Source organism: Streptomyces sp. NPDC043996, from assembly GCF_056435225.1.
In genome coordinates, this window is record NZ_JBWKEY010000011.1 from 216514 (window position 1) to 242181 (window position 25668).

Genomic DNA, 25668 nt, shown 5'->3' on the forward strand with positions numbered 1-25668 from the left:
TCAGTCGATCTCCCCGACGTTCGTGAGGTGTCGCCAGAAGCTCCGGATCATCCGCTCGTCGACATCGGGGAGGGCCACGCCGAGCCGCTCCAGGGCGCGCAGGGTGCGGTCGTTTTGGTACGGCGTCGCGGGGGGAGCGGCCGCCGCGTCCCCGAGGGCGTCCTCGAACTGCTGGAAGACGTCCAGGTAGGGCAGGAACGGCAGGTCGCGCCCGGCCTCGCCCGCCTGCCGCAGGCGGCGCAGCCACTCCGGGAGCGGCAGTGGCAGCGAGCGGGTGCCGCGCAGCTCGTCGAGGACGCGCAGGAACGGCTCCGTGCTGGTCTGCCGGGGGTGGTGCACATGGTGCACGGCCGCGGCGTCCGGGCTTTCGTCGGCCAGGGCGAGGGCCACCAGGGCGCGGGCGGTGATGTCGACGGGCAGCAGGTCGGCCCCCAGCGCGGCGCCCCGCGGGAAGCAGCCGAGGGCGGCGGAGCTGACCAGCAGGCGGCAGAACATGTCGCCGGGGTTGATGGCGCCCCGCTCGGACTCCGCCCACACCCGGCCGAGCCGGTACACGCGGATGGACGCGCCACGGGCGGCGGCTTCCCGCACCATCAGCTCGGCCACCCACTTGCTCGCCGTGTAGCCGTCGGCGTAGGTGTGCCGCGCGTCCTCGATCGGGGAGTCCTCGGTGAACGTCTCCGAGGTGCCGGTGTGGCCGAGGATCCCCAGCGTGGACACGTGGTGGAAGCGCTTCGGCCTGCCCTCGGCGGCGAGGTGCAGCAGGGTCCGGGTGCCGTCCACGTTGGCCGCCTTGAGCCGCTCGTACGACCTGAGGTGGTGCACGTACGCGCCCGCGTGGACGATCGTGTCGACGTCTTCGCGGAGCCGGTCCCAGCGGGCCGCGTCGACGCCGAGGCGTTCGCGACCGAGGTCTCCGGGCACGATGTGCACGCGTCCGGAGCCGGTGTCCGGCGTGATGCCGTAGGAGTCGAGGACGGCGTCCAGGCGTGCGCGTCCGTCCCGTTCCGATTCCGCACGGACCACGCAGTGGAGGTCCGCGTCGGTCCGCGCGAGGAGCTCGCGCAGCAGGAAGGCGCCGACGAACCCGGTGGCACCGGTGAGCAGGACGTGCCGGGGCGGCGCGGCGAAGCCCCCGGCGTCCGGGAAGCGCAGCTCGGGCGCGAGTTCCGCCTCCGACGGCGGCACCACGGCGGGGGCGTCGGCCGCGCGGCCCGCCGCCGCGTTCTCGATGAGTTCGGCGAGGCTGGCGGGTGTCGGAGCGCCGAAGAACTCCTGCACGCCGACGCGCACGCCGAGGGCGGCGTCCACCCGGGCGAGCAGGCGCACGATCAGCAGCGAATGGCCGCCCACGGCGAAGAAGTCGTCGTCGACACCCACCCGCTCCACGCCCAGGACCTCCGCGAACAGCGCGCACAGGGTCTCCTCGCGCGCAGTGCGCGGCGCCCGCCCCCGCGGCACCTGAGCCAGGTCCGGCGGCAGCGCCCGCCGGTCCAGCTTCCCGTTCGCGGTCAGCGGCAGCTCCGCGAGCGGTATGACCGTGGCCGGGACCATATAGCCGGGCAGGCGGTCGCGCAGGTGCTGGGGGAGTTCGGCGAGCAGGGGGCCGATGGCCTTGGCGAGGGCGGGGTTGTTCGTCCGGCTCCGCCTGGCCGTGGGGTGCGGGAGGAATCCCCCGGTGACGGTGCCCGGCTCGGGCAGGAGCACGGCGTCGAAGGCGTGGACGGTCTCGCCGGACCAGGTGATGACCGCGTGCAGGCCCTGTCGCCGCGCCCAGGCGGAGAGGTCCCGCGGGTCGAGCGGCTCACCCGAGAGGGCGGTCGTACCTGGTGTGCCCGTGGCGGCGGCCTCCTGCGTGAGGCGGGCGTTGGGTATCCCGGTCACGCGGAGGGGGTGGCTGCGCGCCCGGTCCAGGTGGTCGTCGAGCCCGTGCAGGCCGGACGCTTCCCGGCCCCAGCGCAGTGCGGGCGCCTCGGTCAAGTCGAGGCCCTCGGTGGGGTGTTGGTGGAGGACGACTTCGTAGCGGTGCCGGGTGAGTTCGTTGTGGGCCCGGCCGGGCTTGAGCCGGATGTCGACGCCGTGCCCGTGGTCGGCGGCCCACGCGGTGAACCATTCCGGGGCGATGAGGAGTTCCCGCTCGGCCAGCAGCGCCTTCTCGACCAGTGCCCGGATCTCGTGCCGCGAGGCGTGGGGATGGCGGGCACGCTGCACGGAGGTGGTCAGCAGACGGAGCGTGGTGGCGTTGCGGACGTCGGCGACGATGACGCGACCGCCCGGCGCGAGCAGCACCATGGCCTGCCGCAGGACGTGGTCGAGGTAGTCGACGTGGGGGAAGTACTGGACGACGGAGTTGAGTACCACGGTGTCGAACTGGCCGTGGGGCAGCCCGGAGACGTCGTCGGCCGCCTGGACGCTGAGCCGGACCCGGTCGCCGAACCCGGCCTGCTCGGCCTGTGCCCGGACGCGGTCCACGACGGTGGCGGAGATGTCGGTGCCCCAGTACTCGTCGACCTCACCGACGATCTTCGCGAGGAGCAGGCCGGAGCCCACGCCGAGTTCGAGGACCCGTCGGGGAGCGCAGCGCAGCACTTGGGCGACCGCCGCGTCGCGCCACTCCCGCATCTCCTCCAGCGGAATCGGCTCACCGGTGTAGCTGGAGTTCCAGCCCTGGAAGTCCTCACCCCACGCCTCCTCGCCGGAAGAGGCATACGTGTCGTCGTAGACGTCGCGCCACTCGCCCACCTGAACGTCGGCGTCAGCCACCGCGGCATCCTGATCGGGCACCACATATGCCACGAGGCGCTGGTCGCCCCTGTCGTTCTCGCGCACCACCGCCGCGGCCCGCGCCACACCGGGATGCCCGGTCAGCGCGTGCTCGATGTCACCGAGTTCGATGCGGTAGCCGCGGAGTTTGACTTGGTGGTCGGTGCGGCCGAGGTAGTCGACCTGGCCGTCCTTGGTCCAGCGGGCCAGGTCGCCGGTGCGGTACATCCGGGTCCCCGGCTCACCGAAGGGACAGGCCACGAACCGCTCGGCGCTCAGCCCACTCTGGCCGAGGTAGCCGCGGGCCAGACCGGCCCCGGCCAGATACAACTCACCCGCGACGCCGGGTGCGACCGGACGCAGTGCCGCGTCCAGGACGTACACCTGGGTGTTCCAGATCGGCGCGCCGATCGGCAGCCGGTCCAAGCCCGGCACGTGCCGCCACGCGGTGACCTCTACCGACGCCTCGGTGGGCCCGTAGAGGTTGTGCACCGAGCAGCCGGGCAGCAGGGTGCTGGCCTTGTCGGCCAGGGCGGCGGGGAAGGCCTCGCCCGCGACCTCGATCCAGCGCAGACTCACGCACTCTTGCGCCGACGGCTCGGCGAGGAACGCCTCAAGCAGCGACGGCACGAAGTCCGCACCCGTCACCCCCTCCCGCCGGATCAGCTCGGCCAGGTAGGCCGGGTCCCGGCGCCCGTCCGGGCGCGCGATGACCACGGCCGCACCCACTTGCAGCGGCGCGAACAGCTCCGGCACCGACACATCGAAACCCGCCGACGTGCTCAACAACACCCGGTCCTCGACACCGACCTCGAAGTGCTCAAGCCCCCACACCAGCCGGTTCATGATCGACCGGTGCGACACCGGCACACCCTTCGGCACACCAGTGGACCCGGACGTGAAGATGACATACGCGACATGGTCCGCCACCAGCACACGCTCAGGGTTCGTCTCCGGGTACGCGGACACATCCGGAAGGCCGTCGTCGAGCACCAGCAGCGGCCTCGCGCTGTCCAGCACATGCCGCACCCGCTCATCGGGCAGATCGGTGTCGACCGGCACGTAGGCCGCACCCGCCTTGACCACCGCATAGACGGCCACCAGCAGATCCACCGAGCGCGGGATGCGCACCGCCACCAGCTGCTCGGGGCCCGCCCCCTGAGCGATCAGCCAGTGCGCCAGCTGGTTAGCACGCCGGTTGAACTCCCCATACGACAGCGTCTCCCGCTCGCCGATCAGAGCGACCGCGTCCGGGGAGCGCTTCACCTGGGCTTCGAACGCCTCCGCGAGCGTGCTCACGGCCACCGGGTGCGCGGTGTCGTTGACACCCCGCACCAGCCAGTCCCGCTCCTCCGCCGACACCACATCGATCGCCCCGACGGGCGTCGACGGGTCGACGACGGCCTGCCGCAGCACGCGCGTGAACTGCTCCACGAGACGGGCGGCCGTGCCACGGTCGAACAGATCGGTGGCGTACTCGATCACGCCGTACACCTCGCGGCCCTCGGCGCCGTCGACCGTCGTCATGTTGAGGAACAGATCGAACTTGGCGGTGCCGGTGCCCATGGACAGAGGGGTGACGTCCAGGCCGGGCAGGCCGACGCCCGCGCGGTCGAGGTTCTGCCAGGCGAGCATGACCTGGAAGAGCGGATGGTGGGCGGTGGAACGCTCCGGATTGAGCAGCTCCACCAGGCGTTCGAAGGGGGCGTCCTGCTGGTCGTAGGCGGCCAGGGCCTTGTCGCGGACCCGGTCGAGCAGGTCGGAGAACGAGGGACGGCCCGACAGGTCGGCGCGCAGCACCCACGTGTTGACGAAGAACCCGATCAGTCCGTCGAGCGCGGTGTCGGTACGGCCCGCGATGGGCGAGCCGATGGGAATGTCGTCCCCCGCGCCCAACTGGTGCAGGAGCACGGCGAGCGCCGTCTGCATCACCATGGAGACCGTCGCGTCCCGTTCGCCCGCCAGCGCCTCGACGGCCTGGAGGAGTTCCGCGTCGAGGGTGAAGCCGAGCTGGTCGCCGCGGTGGCTGGCCACGGCGGGGCGTGGCCGGTCGGTCGGCAGGTCGAGAGGCTGCGGCACGTCGGCCAACTCCGCCTTCCAGTACGCGGACTGGCGGGCCAGCGCGCTGTGCGGGTCGTCGGCGTCGCCGAGGAGTTCGTGTTGCCAGAGCGCGTAGTCGGCGTACTGGACGGGGAGTTCCGCCCAGCCGGGAGCGCGGCCGGCGCGGCGCGCGGTGTAGGCGGTGGCCAGGTCGCGCGCCAGCGGCGCCAACGACTGGCCGTCACCCGCGATGTGATGCAGCACCAGACACAGCACGTGATCCATGGCCCCGCAGCGCAGCAGGCGCGCCCGCAGCGGAATCCGCGTGGCGAGGTCGAAGGGCCGCCGGACCTCGTCATCGACGGCTTCCGCGAGGCGCGCCTCATCAACCGCGATGACCGGTACGTCCAGACGCGCCGCGTCGACGGGCAGCACGACCTGGTACGGCTTGCCGTCGCCGTCCTGCGCGAACACCGTGCGCAGGCTCTCGTGCCGGGCCACCAGGTCGCGCAGCGCGTCCGTCATCGCGGCCACGTCCAGGTCGCCGGTCAGGCGCAGCGTCAGGGGGATGTTGTACGTCGCCGACGCGCCTTCGAAGCGGTCGATGAACCACAGCCTGCGTTGCGCGTACGACAACGGCACCCTGACGGGCCGGTCGGGCCGGTGCCGCAGCGGCGCCCGGACGTCACTGTCCTTCGCGATTCTCCCCGCGAGCTCCGCGACCGTACGCGATTCGAACACCCCGCGGACCGGCAGCTCCACGCCGAGCTCCGCGCGGATCCGCCCGATGAGCCGCGTGACGAGCAGGGAATGCCCGCCGAGCAGGAAGAAGTTGTCGTCGACGCCGACCCGGTCCAGCTCGAGGACCTCCGCGAACAGGGCACACAGCGCCTCCTCACGCGCATCGCGCGGCGCGCGCTCCGTCGGCGCCTGAGCGTCATCCGGCGTGATGCGGTGACCGCTGGTCTCGACGTCGGAGTCGGCGTGGCCGACGCACTCGATCCGGCCGTCCTCGGTCCAGCGGGCCAGATCGCCGGTGCGGTGCATCCGGGTCCCCGGCTCGCCGAAGGGGCAGGCCACGAACCGCTCCGCGGTCACTCCGGTCTGCCCGAGGCAGCCCCGGGCGAGCCCGGCACCGGCGACGTACAGCTCACCGGTGACACCGGGCGCGACCGGACGCAGCGCCGCGTCCAGGACGTACGCCTGGCTGTTCCAGATCGGGACGCCGAGCGGCACGGGACCGGAATCCCCCGGCACACCGGCGTGGCGCGTCCCGCCGACGGCGGCCCTGTCCGGCCCGGAGAGGAACAGCCGCAGCGTCGCCGGGGCGAAGCGGCCGGTGGTGAGGGGCTGTTCGCGTACGGGCCGGGCCGGGCGGGCCGGGGCCTCGTGCCCGTCGGGCTCCGCGACCAGCAGCGCCGCGCCCGCGTGCAACGGCTCGAAGAACTCCCACACCGGCACGTCGGACGACGAAGGCGCCACCCGGTCCTCGGAGGTGGGCCCGTACGCGTGCCGCATCCAGGCCAGCCGGTTCATGACCGACCGGTGTGTCACCGGCAGACCCTGAGGGCTGTCGGTGAGGCCCGGGGCGTAGACGACGCAGGCGGTGTGGTCCGGCGACAGCACGCGCTCCGGGTTCGCCTCCGGGGCCGTCCTCGGGTTCGTCTCCGGGTACGGGGAGACGTCAGGAAGCTCTTCGTCGAGCACCAGCAGCGGCTTCGCGCTCTCCAGCACGCGCCGCACCCGGTCCTCAGGCAGATCGGTGTCGACCGGCACGTAGGCCGCACCGGCCTTGACCACCGCGTAGACGGCCACCAGCAGGTCGACCGAACGCGGGATGCGCACGGCGACGAGCTGTTCGGGGCCCGCGCCGCGCTCGATCAGCCAGTGCGCCAGCTGGTTGGCGCGCCGGTTGAACTCCCCGTACGACAGCGTCTCCCGCTCGGCGATCACCGCGACCGCGTCCGGGGTCCGCTCCGCCTGGGCTTCGAAGGCCTCCGGCAGGGTGCTCGCGGCCACCGGGCGCGCGGTGTCGTTGACCCGCCGCACCAGCCAGTCGCGCTCCTCCGGCGACAGGACCTCGATCGCGCCGACCGGAACCGTCGGGTCGGCGACCACCTGCCGCAGCACGCGCGCGAGGCGGTCGGCGAGGCTGACGGCCCCGCCCTCGTCCAGCGCGTCCCGCTGGTAGTTGAGCGCCATCTGTAGCCGCGGCTCGGTCCCGACGGCCAAGGTGACCGGGTAGTGCGAGCCCGCGAGGGAACGCAGGCCGGTGAGGGCGAGACCGGCTGAGGAGTGGGCCTCGGCGATCGCCTCCCGGTCCACAGGGAAGGACTCGAACGCGACGAGCGTGTCGAACAGGGTGCTCAGCCCGGTGGCCCGCTGGATCTCCACGAGGCTGTGCTGGTGGTGATCGAGGAGGGCGGCCTGCCGGTCCTGGAGCGCGGTGAGCAGGCCGACGAAGGTGTCCTGCCGCTGGCAGCGCACCCGGACGGGGATGGTGTTGATGAAGAGTCCGACCATGTCGTCGACGTTGCGCACCGCGGCCGGGCGCCCCGAGACGGCGGCGCCGAAGACCACGTCGGACTGGCCGGTCAGGCGGGCCAGGAGCACGGCCCAGGCGCCTTGCACGAGGGTGTTGACGGTGACGCCGAGCCGCGCGGCTTGCCGGGACAAGCCGTCCTTGTCCTCGAAGCCCACGTCGAGGCTCCCGATTCCGGCCCCCTCGCGCCGGGCCGCCGTGGGCGGCACCAGCAGCGTGGGCTCCCGCACCCCGTCGAGTTCCGCGGCCCACGCCCGCGCGGACGCCTCGTGGTCGTGCCGGGCGAGCCAGGACAGGAAGTCACCGTAGTCGCGGGACACCGGCAGACCGGCCGCGTCGCCGTCACCGGCGTACAGCATCAGCAGGTCGCGCACGAGCAAGGGGATGGACCAGCCGTCGAACAGCACGTGATGGGCGGTGAGGACGAGTTCGGCGCGGCCGGGTTCGAGGACGGCCAGGGCGAGGCGGATCAGCGGCGGGGTGTCCGTGTCGAAGTGGGTGGCCTGGTCCTGGTCGAGGAACCGCTCGAAGGCCTCGGCTCGATCCCCGTCCCCGCCGGTGCCGGTGGTCAGGTCGAGGTGCCGCCAGGGCAGGGTGGCCGTCTCCGGCACCAGTTGTACGGTGTCGCCGTCGGCGCGCTGGACGAACGCCGCGCGCAGGGCGGGGTGGCGGTCCACGAGGGCCTGCCCGGCCCGGCGCATCCGCTCCGGATCGACCTCACCGGACAGGTGGAACACCATCTGCACGTGGTAGGCGTCGAACGAGGACCCCGCCATCATCGACTCGAACAGCAGCCCGGACTGCGCGGGGGTGACTGGCCACACCGTGGTCAGCCGGCCGAAGCGGTCCTCCCAGGCGTCGATCTCGTCCTGACCCACGGCGACCAGGGGCGCGTCACTGGGGGTGAGCCCGCCCGCGCCGGGGGCGGTGGCGTGCTGGGCCAGGGCGGTCAGGGCCTCGACCCACAGCCCGGCAAGCTCGGTGACCTCCGCACGGGACAGCACACCGGTGGCGAAGCCGAAGTACGCGGTGAGCTCCTCCCCGGCCGCGGTGGCGGCGGCCACGGCGTTGATCTCCAAGGCCGAAAGCACCGGCATGTCCGCGTCCGGAGCGGCGACGAGTTCCCGGTGGGTGGTGTCGAGGGCCCAGCCCAGGCCTCGGAGATCCTCGGGGAGGTCGGCGCTGGAAGACTTGCCGAGGTAGTTGAAGCCGACCTGGGGCTGGCGCTGTCCGGCCAGCGCGGTGGCGGTCTCGGGGTTGAGGTGGCGCAGCAGGCCGTAGCCGAGGCCGTTGTCGGGTACGGCCCTGAGCTGTTCCTTGACCGCCTTGACGGCCTGGCCCGCGGCTTCGCCGCCGCTGAAGGCGTCGTCGAGGTCGACGCCGCTCACGTCCACGCGTACCGGATACATCGCGGTGAACCAGCCGACGGTGCCCGACAGGTCCGCGCCGGGCACCAGGTGCTCCTCGCGGCCGTGGCCCTCAAGGCGGACCAGGGCCGAGGACACCGAGGCGCCGCGCGTCTGACGCCAGCGGGCCAGGGCGAGCGCGAGGCCGGTCAGCAGCCCGTCGTCGACACCGCCGCGGAACACCGTGGGCAGCGTGTTCAGGAGGGTCCCGGTGACGTCCGCGGGGACCTGGACGCGGACGGTGTCCACGGTGGCCGTCACATCACGGCCCGGGTCCAGCTCGCGGGCGCCAAGGACCGGCTCGGCGCCGGACAGGATCTCCTGCCACACCGGCAGTTCCGCCACCCGCTCCGGGCTTGCCGCCGCATCGGCAAGGGCGTGCGTCCAGCGCCGCAACGACGTCCCCTCCGCGGTGAGTTGAGGGGTGTCGCCGTCGCGGACACGCTGCCAGGCCGCGACCAGGTCCGGCACCAGAACGCGCCAGGAGACGCCGTCGACGACCAAGTGGTGCAGCACGATCAGCAGACGGTCGGGAGCCGTGTCGGTGGCGGAGGTGAACCACACGAACTGCGCCATCACCCCCGCGTCGGGGTCGAGGCGGTCGGCGGCCGCGTCCAGCTCGGCCCGCACATCGGCGCCGTCGTAGGCGACTTCCCGCACCAGGGCGTCGGCGTCGACGCTGCCGACCGGTGCCATGCACAGGCCCGGTTGCTCACGGTCGAGCCGGGCGCGCAGCACGTCGTGCCGGTCCAGGACGGCTTGCAGGGTGGCGACGAGCCCGGCCCGGTCGACGTCCGCGGGCAGGGTGAGCATCGCCGACATGCAGAACCGGCCGATACCTCCGCCCAGGGCGAGCACATGTGCCGCCGTCGGCGGCAGCGGCGCCCAGCCGGTGCCGCCGCCCGGCAACTCGGCAAGGACCACGCGCTCGCCGTCGGCGCGGTCCTCCACCAGCTCCGCGAGCCGGGCCACCGTACGGTGCTCGAAGATCTCCCGCGTGCTGACCACGACACCCCGCGCCTTGGCGCGCGCGACCACCTGGATGGAGCGGATGCTGTCTCCGCCACTGGCGAAGAAGTCGTCGTCCATGCCCACCCGGGGGGCGGCGAGGACATCGGCGTACACCTCCGCGAGCACCCGCTCGGTCTCACCACGCGGTGCCCGGTAGGTGGCGGCCGTGAACTCGGGCTCGGGCAGCGCGGCCCGGTCCAGCTTCCCGTTCGCCGTCAGCGGCAGCCGGTCAAGGACCATCAGCTGGGCGGGCACCAGATAGTCCGGCAGGCGCTCGGCGACGAACCGCCGCAGCTCCGCCTCCGAAACACCGGTGTTGCTCTCCCCGTGGCCGCCGTCACTGGCGCCGACGTCCACCGGCACGACATAGCCGACGAGCCGCACGCCGCCGGTGTCGTTCCCGTGCACGGCCACCGCCGCCTGGCTGACCGCCGGATGCCCGGCCAGGACCGCCTCGACGTCGGTCGGCTCGACGCGGACGCCGTTCACCTTGACCTGCGCGTCAGCCCGGCCCACGTACGTCAGGCGCCCTTCGCCGTCCCATCGGGCCAGGTCACCGGTGCGGTACATGCGCGCACCCGCGGGCCCGAACGGGCAGGCCACGAACCGCTCGGCGGTGGCCGCGCCCCGCTGGTGGTAGCCACGGGCGACCAGGCCAGTGACGTACAGCTCACCGACCACACCCGGCGCGACCGGCGTCAGCCCCGGACCCAGCACATGGGCCCGCATGTTCGCCAGCGGCTGCCCGACCGGAACCGCACCGCTCCCGGTCCACTGCCCCGGCACGGTGAAGGCGGAGGCGTAGAAACTCTCGGTCTGCCCATAGGCGTTGATGACCCGGACCCCGGGCAGGGCCTGGCGCACCCTGTGGACCAGTTCGGAGGGGAGCGCCTCCCCGGCGAAGACGACGGTCTGCACATCGAGCCGAAGGCCCTCCGTCCCGTCGGCGCCGATCTGGTCGAGCAGCGCGGAGAACACCGTGGGCACGGCGCTGATGGTGGCGCCCGACCACTGGTCGCGCTCGGCGAGTTCGAGCACGTCACGGACGATCTCGACGCTCGCCCCCGAGGTCAGCGCGGTGAAGATCTCGAACACCGACACATCGAAGTTCACCGATGTCGCCGCGAGCATCCGGGACCCGGCTCGCACCTGGACGGTCCGGGCCAGATCCCGCACGCCGTTGACCACACCCACGTGCGTGACACCCACGCCCTTGGGGACCCCTGTCGACCCGGACGTATACATCACATAGGCCAGGTTCTCCGGCCGGACCAGAACATCCGGCACCGCGACAACACGACCATCCGGGTCCGAGTTCAGGTTCAGGTCATCGAGGTGAAGCACGGGCGCCACGCAGCCGACCACCGTCTCCGCCGCCTCGCGATCGGTGAGTACCAGCGCCGGACGGGCCGTGCTGAGCAGCAGATCGACGCGCGCGGAGGGATAGGCGGGGTCGATGGGCAGATAGGCGCCTCCGGCCTTGAGTACGCCGAGGAGCGCGACCACCAGTTCCGCCGAGCGCGGCAGCGCCACCGCCACAAGGACCTCCGGACCGACCCCGCGCGCACGCAACGCCACCGCAAGGCGACCGGCACGGGCCTCCAACTCCCCGTACGACAGGGACGTCCCCCCGGACTCCACCGCCACCGCGTCCGGCGTCCGCGCCGACCACGCGGCGATCAGTTCCGGCACCGTAGCCGGGGGCACTTCCGTCGCCGTCTCGTTGAGCCGCGCCAGCCGGTCCCGCTCGTCGTCGGTGAGCACATCCACCTCACCGGGCCGCGTCCCGGGATCGGCGGTCACCTGTCGCAGCACGCGCACGAAGCGGCCGATCAGGCCCTCGGCGGTGGCGCGGTCGAATAGATCAGTCGCGTACTCAAGCCGCCCGGACGCGCCCCCGGACCCGTCCGGGGCCATGTTGAGGAACAGGTCGAACTTCGCGGTGCCGGTGCTGGTCGGCAGGGGGGTGACGTGCAGGCCGGGCAGGCCGAGGCCCGCGCGGTCGAGGTTCTGCCAGGCGAGCATGACCTGGAAGAGCGGATGGTGGGCGGTGGAACGCTCCGGGTTGAGGAGTTCCACCAGGCGTTCGAAGGGGGCGTCCTGGTGGTCGTAGGCGGCCAGGGCCTTGTCGCGGACCTGGTCGAGCAGGTCGGTGAAGGAGGGGTGGCCCGACAGGTCGGTGCGCAGGACCCAGGTGTTGACGAAGAACCCGATCAGGTCATTGAGGGCGGTGTCGGTGCGGCCCGCGATAGGGGAGCCGATGGGGATGTCGTCGCCCGCACCCAACTGGTGCAGGAGCACGGCGAGCGCCGTCTGCATCACCATGGAGACCGTCGCCTCACGCTCCCGTGCCAGCGCCTCCACGGCCTCCAGGAGGCGAGCGTCGAGCGTGAAGTCCAGCTGGTCGCCGCGGTGGCTGGCCACGGCGGGGCGTGGCCGGTCGGTCGGCAGGTCGAGAGGCTGCGGCACGTCGGCCAACTCCGCCTTCCAGTACGCGGACTGGCGGGCCAGCGCGCTGTGCGGGTCGTCGGCGTCGCCGAGGAGATCGTGCTGCCAGAGCGCGTAGTCGGCGTACTGGACGGGGAGTTCCGCCCAGCCCGGGGCGCGGCCGGCGCGGCGCGCGGTGTAGGCGGTGGCCAGGTCGCGGGCCAACGGCGCCAACGACTGGCCGTCACCGGCGATGTGATGCAGCACCAGACACAGCACGTGATCCGTGGTGCTGTGGCGCAAGAGGCTGGCGCGCAGCGGCAGGTCCGAGGCGAGGTCGAAGGGCTGCTGGGCCGCCGCGTCGACGGCCTCAGAGACCTCATCGGAGCCGACCGCCACCACCGGTACGTCCAGGTGTGCCGTGTCGACGGGCAGCACGACCTGGTACGGCTTGCCGTCGCCGTCCTGCGCGAACACCGTGCGCAGGCTTTCGTGCCGGGCCACGAGGTCGCGCAGCGCCGCCGTCAGCGCGTTTACGTCCAGGTCGCCGGTGAGGCGCAGGGTGAGGGGGATGTTGTAGGTGGCGGAGGGGCCTTCGAAGTGGTCGATGAACCACAGTCGGCGTTGTGCGTATGACAGGGGCAGTGGGTTGGGGCGGTCGAGGTGGCGCCGTAGTGGTGTGCGGATGTCGAGGTCTGTCGCGAGTTGCCGGGCCAGCTCGCCGACCGTGGGGGCGTCGAAGACCGCGCGGATGGGGAGTTCCATGCCGAGGTCGGCGCGGATGCGTCCGGTGAGTCGGGTGGCGAGGAGTGAGTGTCCGCCGAGGGTGAAGAAGTTGTCGTCGATGCCGACTCGGTCCACGTTCAGGACTTCGGCGAAGAGGCTCGCGAGGGTCTTCTCGCGGGAGGTGCGTGGTGCGCGGTAGGTGGTGTCGTCGAGGTGGGGGTCGGGCAGGGCCTTGTGATCCAGCTTGCCGTTGGGGGCGAGGGGCAGCTGGTCGAGGGGGACGAAGGCCGTGGGAACCATGTATTCGGGGAGTCGGGCGGCCGTGTAGGTGCGCAGTGCGGTGACGTCGAGGGTTTCGGTGGGCACTACGTATGCGACCAAGCCGGTGCCGGTGCCGGTGATGCGGGTGATGACGGATGCTTGCCGGATGTGGGGGTGGGTGGTGAGCGTGGCTTCGATTTCGGTGGGTTCGATGCGGAAGCCGCGTACCTTGACTTGGGTGTCGCTGCGGCCTGCGTATTCGAGGTGTCCCTCGTCCGTCCAGCGGGCGAGGTCGCCGGTGCGGTACATGCGTGCGCCGGGCGGGCCGTAGGGGTCGGCGACGAAGCGCTCGGCGGTCAGGGTCGGACGTTGGTGGTAGCCGCGCGCGATGAGCCCGGCGACGTACAGCTCGCCTACTACACCCACGGGCGCCGGAGTGAGACCGGGGCCGAGGACGTAGGCGCGCATGTTCGGCAGCGGGGTACCGATGGGAGTACTGCTGGCGCCGGTGTCGTCGGTGGTGTGGGTAGTGGCGTAGAAGGATTCCGTCTGGCCGTAGGCGTTGATGATCCGGATGTCGGGGAAGGCCGTGCGGGCGCGCCGCACCAGTGCGGCGGGCAGCGCCTCGCCCGCGAACACCAGTGTCTCCACAGCCGTCGTGTCCGTGATCTGGTCGAGGAGTTCGGTGAAGGCGGAGGGGACGGTGCTGATGTGGGTGCCGGTCCAGGTGTCGCGTTCGGCCAGCTCCAGGACGTCCTGAGCCAGGTCGAGCGTGCCGCCGTGGCACAGGGTGGTGAAGGTCTCGAAGACGGAGACGTCGAAGTTGACGGAGGTGGCGGCCAGGACGCGCGAGCCCGCTTGGATGCCGGTGCGGTCGGCGAGGTGATGGATTCCGTTGACGAGGGTGGTGTGGTCCAGGAGGACGCCCTTGGGGGTGCCGGTGGAGCCCGAGGTGTACATCAGATACGCCAGGGAACCGGGTTCGCGGAGGCCGGTGAGGGCCGTCGCTGCGGGCTCCGCGAAGTCGATGGTGTCCATGAGCAGGACCGGCACATCGGTGGCGGGCAGTACGTCCGCTGTCGCCGTCTCACTGAGAATCAGAGCGGGTGCGGCGTCGTGCAGGATGAGGCCGAGGCGGTCACTGGGGTACGCGGGGTCGATCGGCAGATAGGCGGCGCCCGCCTTGAAGACGGCCAGCAGGGCGACGATCAGGTCCCGGGAGCGGGGCAGGGATACTGCCACTACGGTCTCCGGGCCCGCGCCGAGGGCGGCCAGCTCCAGGGCGAGACGGTCAGCTCGGGTGTCGATCTGCGCGTACGTCGCTGATGTGCCGTTGTGCAGCACTGCCACCGCGTCCGGAGTCTCGGCCGCTCGCTGCTCGAAGAGGTCGGCCACCGTCGCCTGCGGCACCGGAGCGGTCGCCGTCGCGCCACTCAACGTGCCCAGCAGCAAAGCGCGTTCATCCGGTCCCAGTACGTCGACGGAGTCGACCGTCTGCTGCGGGTCGGCCGCGATATGGCGCAGGACCCGCAGCAGGCGGTCCGCAACGGTGCGTGCGGCGGACGGCTCGAACGAGGCGTGCTGGTAGTGGAGGGACAGCCGTGGGTGCGGATTCGCCTCCGCCATGACGGTCACCGGGTAATGGGTGCCCGTGACCGAGCGGATGTCCGTGACCTTGATGCCTGCGGCGGTGTGCGCCGCCTCGATCCCCTCCTGGTCGACAGGGTAGGACTCGAAGACCACCAGGGTGTCGAAGAGCGCGGGCAGGCCCAGAGTCTCGTGCAGCTCCGTCAGGCCTTGGTGATGGTGGTCGAGAAGCGCGGCCTGCCGCCCCTGGAGATCGGTCAACACCTGCGCGAGGGAGGTGCCAGGGGCGCAGTGGACCCGTACGGGGAGGGTGTTGATGAACAGGCCGAGCATCGCGTCGGAGCCCGCCACCTGCGGCGGGCGGCCCGATACGGTCGCGCCGAACAGCACGTCCTGACGGCCTGTTAGCTGCCCGAGCAGGATGCCCCACGCGCCTTGGATGAGTGTGTTGACGGTGACGCCGAGTTCGGCGGCGCGCTGGGAGAGCCTCCTGGCTTCGTCTGGGGGCAGGTTGACCTCGACCTGTCCGATGCCTGCGCGCCCGTCGGCGGGGCCGGACGTGGTGTCCGGCAGGAGCAGGGTCGGTTCGCTCACGCCGTCGAGTTCCGCAGCCCAGGCGTTGGCGGTCGCGTCCTTGTCCTGCTGGTCGAGCCAGCGCAGGAATTCCCGGAACGGGCGGACGCGCGGCATGTCCGCCACGTCACCGACAGCGGCGTACAGGAACAGCAGCTCCTGTAGCAGCAGTGGCAGTGACCAGCCGTCGAACAGGACGTGGCTGGCCGTCACGACCAGATCCGATTCCAGCTCGGCCGTGCGGATCAGGGACATGCGGAGCATCGGCGGGGAGCCGGGCGCGAAGGCGGTGGCGTGGTCGTCGGCGAGGAACGCCGCGACGGCCTCCTCGCGGTCATGCTGGGGCAGCGCCTTGAAATCCAGGACGCGCCAAGGGAGTTGGGTGCCCTCGGGGGTGATGATTTGGACGCGGTTGCCTGCTGTGTCGGTGGTGAAGGCGGCGCGTAGGTTGGCGTGCCGGTCGAGGAGGGCCTGTCCGGCGGCGCGCATGCGCTCCGCGTCCACGTCTCCGGAGATGTGGAACGTGAGCTGCATCTGGTACGGGTCCCAGGCGTCGCCGCTGAGCTCCGTGTGGAACAAGAGGCCAGACTGGAGGGCGGTGAGGGGCCAGACGTCGACGAGGCCGGGGTAGCGGTGCTCCCAGGTGTCGATGTCTGTCTGCGTGGCCGTGACCAGCGGTAGATCCGAAGGGGTGAGCCCGCCCGCGTCCGGCGCGGTCGCGTGCTGGACCAGGGCCTCGAGGGCCGCTCGCCACAGGTCGGCGAGCTCGCTTACGTCGGTGCGGCTGAGCACGCCGGGTGGGTAGGCGAAGTCGGTCTCCAGGCAGGCGCCACCGTCCGCGCCGTCCAGGACGGCCGCGTTGATCTCCAGGGTGGACATGGCCGGGATGTCTAGGCTGCGCGGCCCGGTCAGGTTGCCGATGGGGGTGAAGCCGAGACCGCGCAACTCTTCGGGCATGTCCGCGTCGGAGAACTGTCCCAGGTAGTTGAAGCCGATCTGGCCTGCGGAGTACTGACTGAGTTCGGTGGCGGTGTGGGGGTTGAGGTGGCGCAGGAGGCCGTAGCCGATGCCCTTGTCGGGCAGGGCGCGCAGGCGTTCCTTGACGTCCTTGATGAGCGCGCCCGCGTCCGGGCCGCCTGCGAACGCCTCATCCAGGTCATGGCCCGTGACGTCCAGGCGCACGGGGAACACGGTCGTGAACCAGCCCACCGCGCGTGACAAGTCCGCGCCCGGTACTGCGTCCTCCTCGCGCCCGTGGCCTTCCAGTCTGACGAGGGTCGAGGGCGCGTCCACGCCGTGGTTGTGGCGCCAGCGGGTGACGGCCATGGCGAGGGCGGTGAGCAGGACGTCGTTGACGCCGCCGTGGTAGGCGGCGGGGAGGGTAGTGAGCAGCGACGAGGTTGCTTCGGCAGGCAGGCCGATGCGCAGGTGCTCCAGTGTGCTGCGGGTGTCCGTCTCGGGGTTGAGGTCACGGGTGCCGAGGAGCGGGTCGGGGCCGTCCAGGATGCCGTGCCACAGGGGGAGTTCGGCGAGGCGTGCGGGGGAGTGGGCCTCGAGGGCGAGGGCGCGTGCCCAGCGGCCGGGTGTGGTGCCCGCTCCGGGCAGCTGTGGGGTGTTGCTGTCGCGTACCTGTGCCCAGGCGGCGGCGAGGTCCGGCAGCAGGATGCGCCAGGAGACGCCGTCGACGACCAGATGGTGCAGCACGATGAGCAGCCGCCCGCGCGCACTGGCCTGCTGTGCGGCGGGGTGCGGGTCGAACCAGACGAACTGCGCCATGACCCCGCCGCGCGGGTCAAGCCGCCCGGCCGCCGACTCCACCTCAGCGGCGACCAACTCCTCCCATACGGCTCCCTCGCCGGGGCCCTGCCATGCCGTACGGCGTACCAGAGCACTGACGCCGAGGTCGGCCGGATCCTCGACGAGGAGGACCGGTTGGTGGGCACTATCACTGTGTGCGGGCGCGTCATCGGCAGTGGCGGCGTCATCGACGAGTCGTGCGCGCAGCAGCGGATGGTGTGTGCACACGGCGGTGAGTGTCGCGTGCAGGCCCGCCTCGTCGATGCCTGCGGGCAGTTCCACGGCCAGTGCCATCGCGAATCGCTCGTGTGCGCCGCCCGCCTCCAGCAGGTGTCGCGCGATCGGTAGCAGGGGTACGAGCGAATCGTCCCCGCCGTCCTCGGCGAGCCCGAGGTGGGTGTCGAGCGCGGTGAGGGGGGCGGCGGCTTCGGCGAGGGCCGCCACGGTCCGGCAGTCGAAGAGCAGCTTCGGTGTGATCACCAGGTCCTTGGCGCGGGCCCGTGTGACGACCTGGAGTGAACGGATGCTGTCGCCACCGGAGGCGAAGAAGTCATCGTCAAGACCCACCCGCTCTACGCCCAGGACCTCGGCGAACACGGCCGCCAGCGCCTTCTCATCCGCGGTGCGTGGTGCGCGGTAGGTGGCGTCGTCGAGGTGGGGGTCGGGGAGGGCTTTGTGGTCGAGCTTGCCGTTGGGGGTGAGTGGTAGCTGGTCGAGGGCGATGAACGCCGAGGGGACCATGTACTCGGGGAGTCGCGCGGCCACGTAGGCGCGCAGTGCGGTGACATCGAGGGTGCCGGGGGCCACTACGTAGGCCAGCAGGCGGGCGCCGGTGGTGTCGCCGCCCGGGGTGCGGGTGATGACTGCCGCCTGCTGGACGTCGGGGTGCGTGGTGAGGGCGGCTTCGACTTCGCTGGGTTCGATGCGGAAGCCGCGTACCTTGACTTGGGTGTCGGCGCGGCCCGCGTACTCCAGGTGTCCCTCGTCGTTCCAGCGGGCGAGGTCGCCGGTGCGGTACATGCGTGCGCCGGGCGGGCCGTAGGGGTCGGCGACGAAGCGTTCGGCGGTGAGGCTCGGCCGCTGGTGGTAGCCGCGTGCGAGGTGCCCGGCGACGTACAGCTCGCCCACCGTGCCCACAGGCGCCGGAGTGAGACCGGGACTGAGGACGTAGGCGCGCATGTTCGGCAGCGGGGTGCCAATGGGAGTGGTGCTGGTGCCGGTGTCGTCGGTGGTGTGGGTGGTGGCGTAGAAGGATTCGGTCTGGCCGTAGGCGTTGACGATGCGGACGCCGGGGAAGGCCGTGCGGGCGCGCCGCACCAGTACGGAGGGCAGGGCCTCGCCCGCGAACACCAGTGTCTGCACGGATGTGGTGTCCGTGATCTGGTCGAGGAGTTCGGTGAAGGCGGAGGGGACGGTGCTGATGTGGGTGCCGGTCCAGGTGTCGCGTTCGGCGAGTTCGAGGACGTCCTGGGCGAGGTCGAGGGTGCCGCCGTGGCACAGGGTGGTGAAGGTTTCGAAGACGGAGACGTCGAAGTTGACGGAGGTCGCGGCCAGCACCTGTGAGCCCGCTTGGATGCCGGTGCGGTCGGCGAGGTGGTGGATTCCGTTGACGAGGGTGGTGTGGTCCAGGAGCACACCCTTGGGGGTGCCGGTGGAGCCGGAGGTGTACATCACGTATGCCAGGGAACCGGGTTCGCGGAGGCCGGTGAGGGCCGTCGCCGGGCGCTCCGCGAGGTCGAGGGCGTCGAGCAGCAGGAGCGGCGCCGCAGTGGCCGGGATGGCGTTCGCCGTCGGCGTGTCGGTGAGGATGAGGACGGGTGCGGCGTCGCGCAGGATGAAGTCCAGGCGAGTACTGGGGTACGCGGGGTCGATCGGCAGATAGGCGGCACCGGCCTTGAACACGGCCATCAGGGCGACGATCAAGTCAGGGGAGCGGGGCAGGGACACGGCCACCACCGTCTCCGCGCCCACCCCGTGCGACACCAGCTCCCGGGCGAGACGATCAGCCCGGGTGTCGAGCTCCGCGTACGTCGCTGATGTGCCGTTGTGCAGCACTGCCACCGCGTCCGGAGTCTCCACCGCTTGCCGCTCGAACAGGTCCGCCACCGTCACTCGCGGCACCGGAGGAGTCGTCCTCGCACCGCTCAACGCGCCAAGGAGCAAAGCACGTTCATCTGTTCCCAGTACGTCGACGGAACCAACCGCAGCCTGCGGATCGGCCGCGATGTGGCGCAGCACCCGCAGCAGGCGGTCCGCGACCGTGCGGGCGGCAGACGGCTCGAACAAGGCGTGCTGGTAGTGGAGGAAGAGGCGCGGGTGCGGGCTGGCCTCCGCCATGAGGGTGAGGGGGTAGTGCGTGCCCGTGACCGGACGGATGCCGGTGACCTTGATGCCTGCGGCGGCGTGCGCCGCCGCGATCTCTTCCCGGTCCACGGGGTAGGACTCGAAGACCACCAGGGTGTCGAAGAGCGCGGGCAGGCCCAGCGTTTGGTGCAGCTCCGCCAGGCCCTGGTGATGGTGCTCAAGGAGGCCGGCCTGCCGCCCCTGGAGCGCCGTGAGGACCTGGCCGAAAGGCATGCCCGGGGCGCAACGGACCCGTACCGGAAGGGTGTTGACGAACATCCCGAGCGTGGCCTCGGAGCCCTGGACCTGCGGCGGCCGACCTGCCACGGTCGCGCCGAACAGCACGTCCTGACGGCCCGTCAGCTGCCCGAGCAGGATGCCCCACGCGCCCTGGATGAGGGTATTGATGGTGACGCCGAGTTCGGCGGCCCGCCGGGACAGGTCCCTCGCCTCGTCCGGGGGCAGGTCGACCTCGACCTGTCCGATGCCTGTGCGGTCGGCCGCGCGTCCGTCGGCGGGGCTGGTCGCGGCGTCCGGCAGGAGCAGGGTCGGTTCGCTCACGCCGTCCAGTTCCGCCGCCCATGCGCGGGCGGTGGCGTCCTTGTCCTGCTGGTCGAGCCAGCGCAGGAAGTCCCGGAACGGGCGGACGCGCGGCATGTCCGCCGCATCGCCGCCAGCGGCGTACAGGAACAGCAACTCCCGCATCACCAGCGATACCGACCAGCCGTCGAACAGGACATGATGGACCGTCACGATCAGGTCCGAGCGCTGCTCACTCGCGCGGATCAGCCCCATCCGCAGCAGGGGAGGTGTGCGTGGGTCGAAGGCGGTGGCCTGGTCGTCGGCGAGGAAGGCCGCCACGGCCTCGTCGCGCGCCTCGACGCTCAACGACCGCATGTCGACGTACTGCCAGGGGAGTTGGGTGCCTTCGGGGGTGATGATTTGGACGCGGTTGCCTGCTGTGTCGGTGGTGAAGGCGGCGCGTAGGTTGGCGTGCCGGTCGAGGAGGGCCTGTCCGGCGGCGCGCATGCGCTCCGCGTCCACGTCTCCGGAGATGTGGAACGTGAGCTGCATCTGGTACGGGTCCCAGGTGTCGCCGCTGAGTTCCGTGTGGAACAAGAGACCCGACTGCAAGGCCGTCAGGGGCCAGACGTCGACCAGGCCCGGGTAGCGGTGTTCCCAGGTGTCGATGTCTGTCTGCGTGGCCGTGACCAGCGGTAGATCCGAGGGGGTGAGCCCGCCCGCGTCCGGCGCGGTCGCGTGTCGGGCCAGGGCTTCGAGCGCTTCCTGCCACAGGTCGGCGAGCTCGCTCACCTCGGCGTGGCTGAGCACGCCGGGCGGGTAGGCGAAGTAGGTCTCCAGACAGTCCCCGGCACCGGTGTGGAACACCGCCGCGTTGATCTCCAAGGTCGACATGGCCGGGAAGTCCATGATGCGCGGCCGGGTCAGGCTGCCGATGGGGGTGAAGCCCAGACCGCGCAGGTCTTCGGGCATGTCCGCGTGGGAGAACTGTCCCAGGTAGTTGAAGCCGATCTGGCCTGTGGAGTATGGGGCCAGTTCGGTGGCGGTGTGGGGGTTGAGGTGGCGCAGGAGGCCGTAGCCGATGCCCTTGTCGGGCAGGGCGCGCAGGCGTTCCTTGACGTCCTTGATGAGCGCGCCCGCGTCCGGGCCGCCCGCGAACGCCTGCTCCAGATCGTGCCCCGTGACGTCCAGGCGCACGGGGAACACGGTCGTGAACCAGCCCACCGTGCGAGACAGTTCCGCGCCCGGTACGGCGTCCTCCTCGCGCCCGTGGCCTTCCAGTCTGACGAGGGTCGAGGGCGCGTCCACGCCGTGGTTGTGGCGCCAGCGGGTGACGGCCATGGCGAGGGCGGTGAGCAGGACGTCGTTGACGCCGCCGTGGTAGGCGGCGGGGAGGGTGGTGAGCAGCGACGCGGTCGCCTCGGCGGACAGGCTGGTCCGCAGGTGTTCGAGGCTGGTGTGCGTGTCCACGGCGGGGTCGAGGTCGCGGGCGCCGAGGAGCGGGTCGGGGCCGTCGAGGATCGTGCGCCACAGGGGGAGTTCGGCGAGGCGTTCGGGGGAGTGGGCCTCGCGGGCGAGGGCGCGCGCCCAGCGGGCCGGAGAAGTGCCCGGCGTGGGAAGTTGAGGGGTGCGGCCGTCGTGGATCTGGGTCCAGGCGGCGGCGAGGTCGGGCAGCAGGATGCGCCAGGAGACGCCGTCGACGATGAGGTGGTGGAGCACGATGAGGAGCCGTCCGCGCCCGCCGGTCTGCTGTGCGGCGGGGTGCGGGTCGAACCAGACGAACTGGGCCATGACCCCGCCGTGCGGGTCGAGGCGTCCGGCCGCCGACTCCAGCTCGGCCGCGCACAGGTCCTCCCAGGCGGCCTCCGCATCAGGGTTCGCCCACGTCGTACGGCGCACCATGGAGCTCACGTCGAAGGCGGCGGCATCCTCCACACGGAGAACCGGCTGGTGATCGCCGTCGCCGCCCCCGCCTTCATCGCCGCGCCAGGCCGCTCCCTCGCTGCCCCAGGCCGCTCCCTCGCCGTCCCAGGCCGCCGCCTCGTCGGACGAGGCGACCGACAGCCTCGCGCGCAGCAGCGGATGATGCGCGAACACGGCGGCAAGCGTCGCGTGCAGGCCCGCCTCGTCCATGCCTGCGGGCAGTTCCACCGCCAGCGCCATCGCGAACCGCTCGTGTGCGCCGCCCGCCTCCAGGAGGTGCCGCGCGATGGGCAGCAGGGGTACGAGCGCATCGTCCCCGCCGTCGTCGGCGAGCCCGGGCTGACCGTCGAGCGCGGTGACGGTGGTCGCGGCTTCGGCGAGGGCCGCCACGGTCCGGCAGTCGAAGAGCAGCTTCGGCGTGATCACCAGGCCCTTGGCCCGCGCCCGCGACACGACCTGAAGTGAACGGATGCTGTCGCCGCCCGCCGCGAAGAAGTCGTCGTCGAGCCCCACCCGCTCCACGCCCAGGACCTCGGCGAACACCGCCGCCAGCGCCTTCTCGTGAGCGGTGCGCGGCGCCCGGTACGCGCCGCCGGTGACCTCAGGCTCCGGCAGCGCCGCCCGGTCGACCTTGCCGTTGGGCGCGAGCGGCAGCCGGTCGAGGACCACGAACGCCGACGGCACCATGAACTCCGGAAGCCGCCGCGCCACCGCGGCCCGCAGCTCCTTGGTGCCGATCCCCGCCATCAGGTCGACGGAGTCCTCCCGCACGACCTGGCCACGCGGCACCACATACCCGACGAGCTGCCTGCTCCCGGCCGCGTCCCTGGCGACGACCACCGCCTGCGCGACCCCCGGGTGCGCGGTCAGCGCCGCCTCCACCTCGCCGGGCTCGATGCGGAAGCCGCGCACCTTGACCTGGGTGTCGGCGCGGCCCGCGTACTCCAGATGTCCGTCGTCGTTCCAGCGGGCGAGGTCGCCGGTGCGGTACATGCGGGACCCGGGCGGTCCGTACGGATCGGCGACGAAACGCTCGGCGGTCAGGCCAGGACGCCGGTGGTAGCCGCGCGCGAGGTGCCCGGCGACATACAGCTCGCCCGCCACCCCCACCGGCGCCGGGGTGAGACCGGGCCCGAGGACATAGGCGCGCATGTTGCCGAGCGGGCGACCCAGCGGCGTACTACCCGTATCCGAGGCGCCGTCGGCGGGGAAGGCGGTGGCGTAGAAGGACTCCGTCTGGCCGTAGGCGTTGACGATCCGGACGTCGGGGAAGGCCTCGCGGGCGCGCCGCACCAGCGCGGCGGGCAGCGCCTCGCCCGCGAACACCAGCGTCTCCACCGACGTCGTCCCCGCGATCTGGTCGAGGAGTTCGGCGAAGACGGACGGCACCGTGCTGACGACACCGCCGTGCCAGCCGTCGCCCTCCCCAAGAGCCAGGACGTCGCGGACGACATCGAGGACGCCGCCCGTGGTGAGCGTCGTGAGGACCTCGAACACGGACACGTCGAAATTGACCGATGTGCTGGCCAATACGCGGGTGCCCGGGCGCAGACCCACCGCCCCGGCCATCCCCGTGATGCCGTTGACGACGGTGGCGTGCGACATCGTCACGCCCTTCGGCACACCCGTGGAGCCTGAGGTGTACATGATGTACGCGGTGTGGTCGCGCCGGAGCGGCACGGCGAGCGGCTCCGGGGCGCCCGGCCCGTCGAGGTCCAGCTGGTCGGCGTACAGGCACGGCACGTCCGTGGCGGGCAGCGTGTCCACCGTGCCGGTGTCGGTCAGGAGCAGGAGGGGCCGCGCCTGGGACACGATCTGTTCGAGGCGGCCGCTGGAGTAGGCCGGGTCGACGGGCAGATAGCCCGCGCCGGACTTGAGGATGCCGAGCATCCCCACGACGAGTCCGGCCGAGCGCGGCAGGGCGAGCCCCACCAGCGTCTCCGGGCCCGCCCCGCGCCCCACCAGCTCGTGCGCGAGCCGCGTGGAACGCGCGTCGAGCTCCCGGTACGTCAGGGACTCCGGTCCGCTCACCACCGCGACCGCGTCCGGGGTGCGGGCCACCTGCCGCTGGAACAGCTCGGGGATCGTCAGCTCGGGGCCCGGCGCCGCCGTGTCGTTGACGGCGTGCAGGAGCGTCTGCCGCTGCTCGGCCGTGAGGACGTCGATCCGGCCCACGGGCACGTCGGGCTCGGTGAGCAGGGCGCGCAGGAAGGCGAGGAACTGGGCCGACAAGTCGCGCAGGTCGTCGGTGCTGTACAGCGTGGCGTTGGCGTCGATGCGCAGGTACAGGTCGCTGGTGGGCCGCCCGTCGAGGAACAAGGCGACCTGGAGTTCGTCGATGGCGCCCGCGGGCGAGTCGGGCAGCAGATGTGCCTTGGTGCCCGCGAAGTCCAGCTGCTGGGCGAAGGAAATGATGTTCACCGTGGTGCCGAACGGGCTGAACGCCGCGTCCCTGCCCCCGGCCGCATCCTCGCCGCGCAGCTCGCGCCGGATGCGGGCGACCTGGTGCGCCCCGTGCCGGAACACCTCCGTCATCTCCTGGAGCACCGTGTCGGCCAGCTCCCGGAACGTCGACGTCAGCGGGATGTCCATGCACAGCGGGATGACGTTCGCGTGCGCGCCGTAGAAGTTCCTGGTGGAGCGGGTGCGGTCGGGCGTGTTCATGGAGATGGTGAACTTCTGGTGCCCGCTGAGGTGCCGGAAGCACACGCCCGCCGCCGTGGTCAGCAGCGTCGCCAGGGGGACACGCCCGGTGTTCGCGGTCTCCAGCCACGCGTCGAGCTCCGCGCGCGGCACGGTCGCGGAGTAGTCGATGACGGATGCCACCGAAGCGCCGCGCCGACCGGGCAGCCGCAGTGGTTCGGGGGCCTGGGCGAGGTAGTCGCGCCAGAACGCGGAGTCCTGCTCGAACTGCGGCGAGCCGCGGTGGCGCAGATCCTCTTCGTGGATCAGCTCGGGGCTGCCGAAGGAGGCCTTGGAGACCGGGGTGCCGGCGGTGAGCGCCCGGTAGTGCTGGGTGATGCGGCGCGGCAGCAGCCGGAACTCCGTGATGCCGTCCATCACCAGGTGATGGGCGTTCAGGTACAGCACGCGCCGGGACTCCGACACCTTGATGACGCCCGCCCGGAACAACGGGTCGCGCTCCAGGTCGAACGGACGCCACACGATCTCGGCCACGAGGGCCCGGGCCGCCGCCTCCGGATCGTCCTCGGCGCTGACGTCCAGGGCCCGCGGACGCCAGGTCGCCACGGCGTCCTCCCGCACCACCTGCCGCAGCTCCTCGCCCACCTGCACGAAGTTGACCTGCGCCGCGGTGTACTCGCGGTGGGCCGCCCCCAGCGCGGCCAGCAGCGCCCGCTCGTCGACCGGCCCGTCGATGAGCCAGTGCGAACCCACGTTGTTCGGCACGTCCGGAGTCAGCTTCTGTGCCAGCCAGAGGCTTTGTTGCGCGGCGGAAACGCCGAACGATCGCAATGTGACCATCTCCACGTGAGGTCGCCGGACAGCGCCAGGCGGCATCGGGAGAGGGCATCCTCGGCTGTGTCGGGGTCCTCGCCCGCCCGCGTCGCGAGAGCGAACGGCCGCTCTCCGACAGAGTCAACGGACTGGAAGCGTCCGGTGTCCAGGCGTGAGCGCCCAAAGACGGCGCGAGAGCGCGCGCGGCGCCGCGGAGGTTTGACAACGCCCCGCAGCGGTTCGCCGAGGTGTCCTGCTGGCAGGACGCACCCCACCATGGCTGACCACCCT

At 71.8% G+C, this 25668-nt stretch carries 1 protein-coding gene; it reads right to left on the minus strand.

Annotation, left to right across the window (positions count from 1 at the left end; genetic code table 11):
* The gene (locus AC07A4_RS27995) at window positions 1-25440 is read right to left on the minus strand and encodes a non-ribosomal peptide synthase/polyketide synthase (protein ID WP_478603518.1); all 25440 of its coding nucleotides are present in this window, start codon (window positions 25438-25440) and stop codon (window positions 1-3) included.
* Window positions 25441-25668: the final 228 nt, after the last annotated feature.

Bases quoted from the DNA above. Each gene is read 5' to 3' on its own strand.
- AC07A4_RS27995 (WP_478603518.1), bottom strand. From the start codon at position 25,440: ATGCCGCCTGGCGCTGTCCGGCGACCTCACGTGGAGATGGTCACATTG.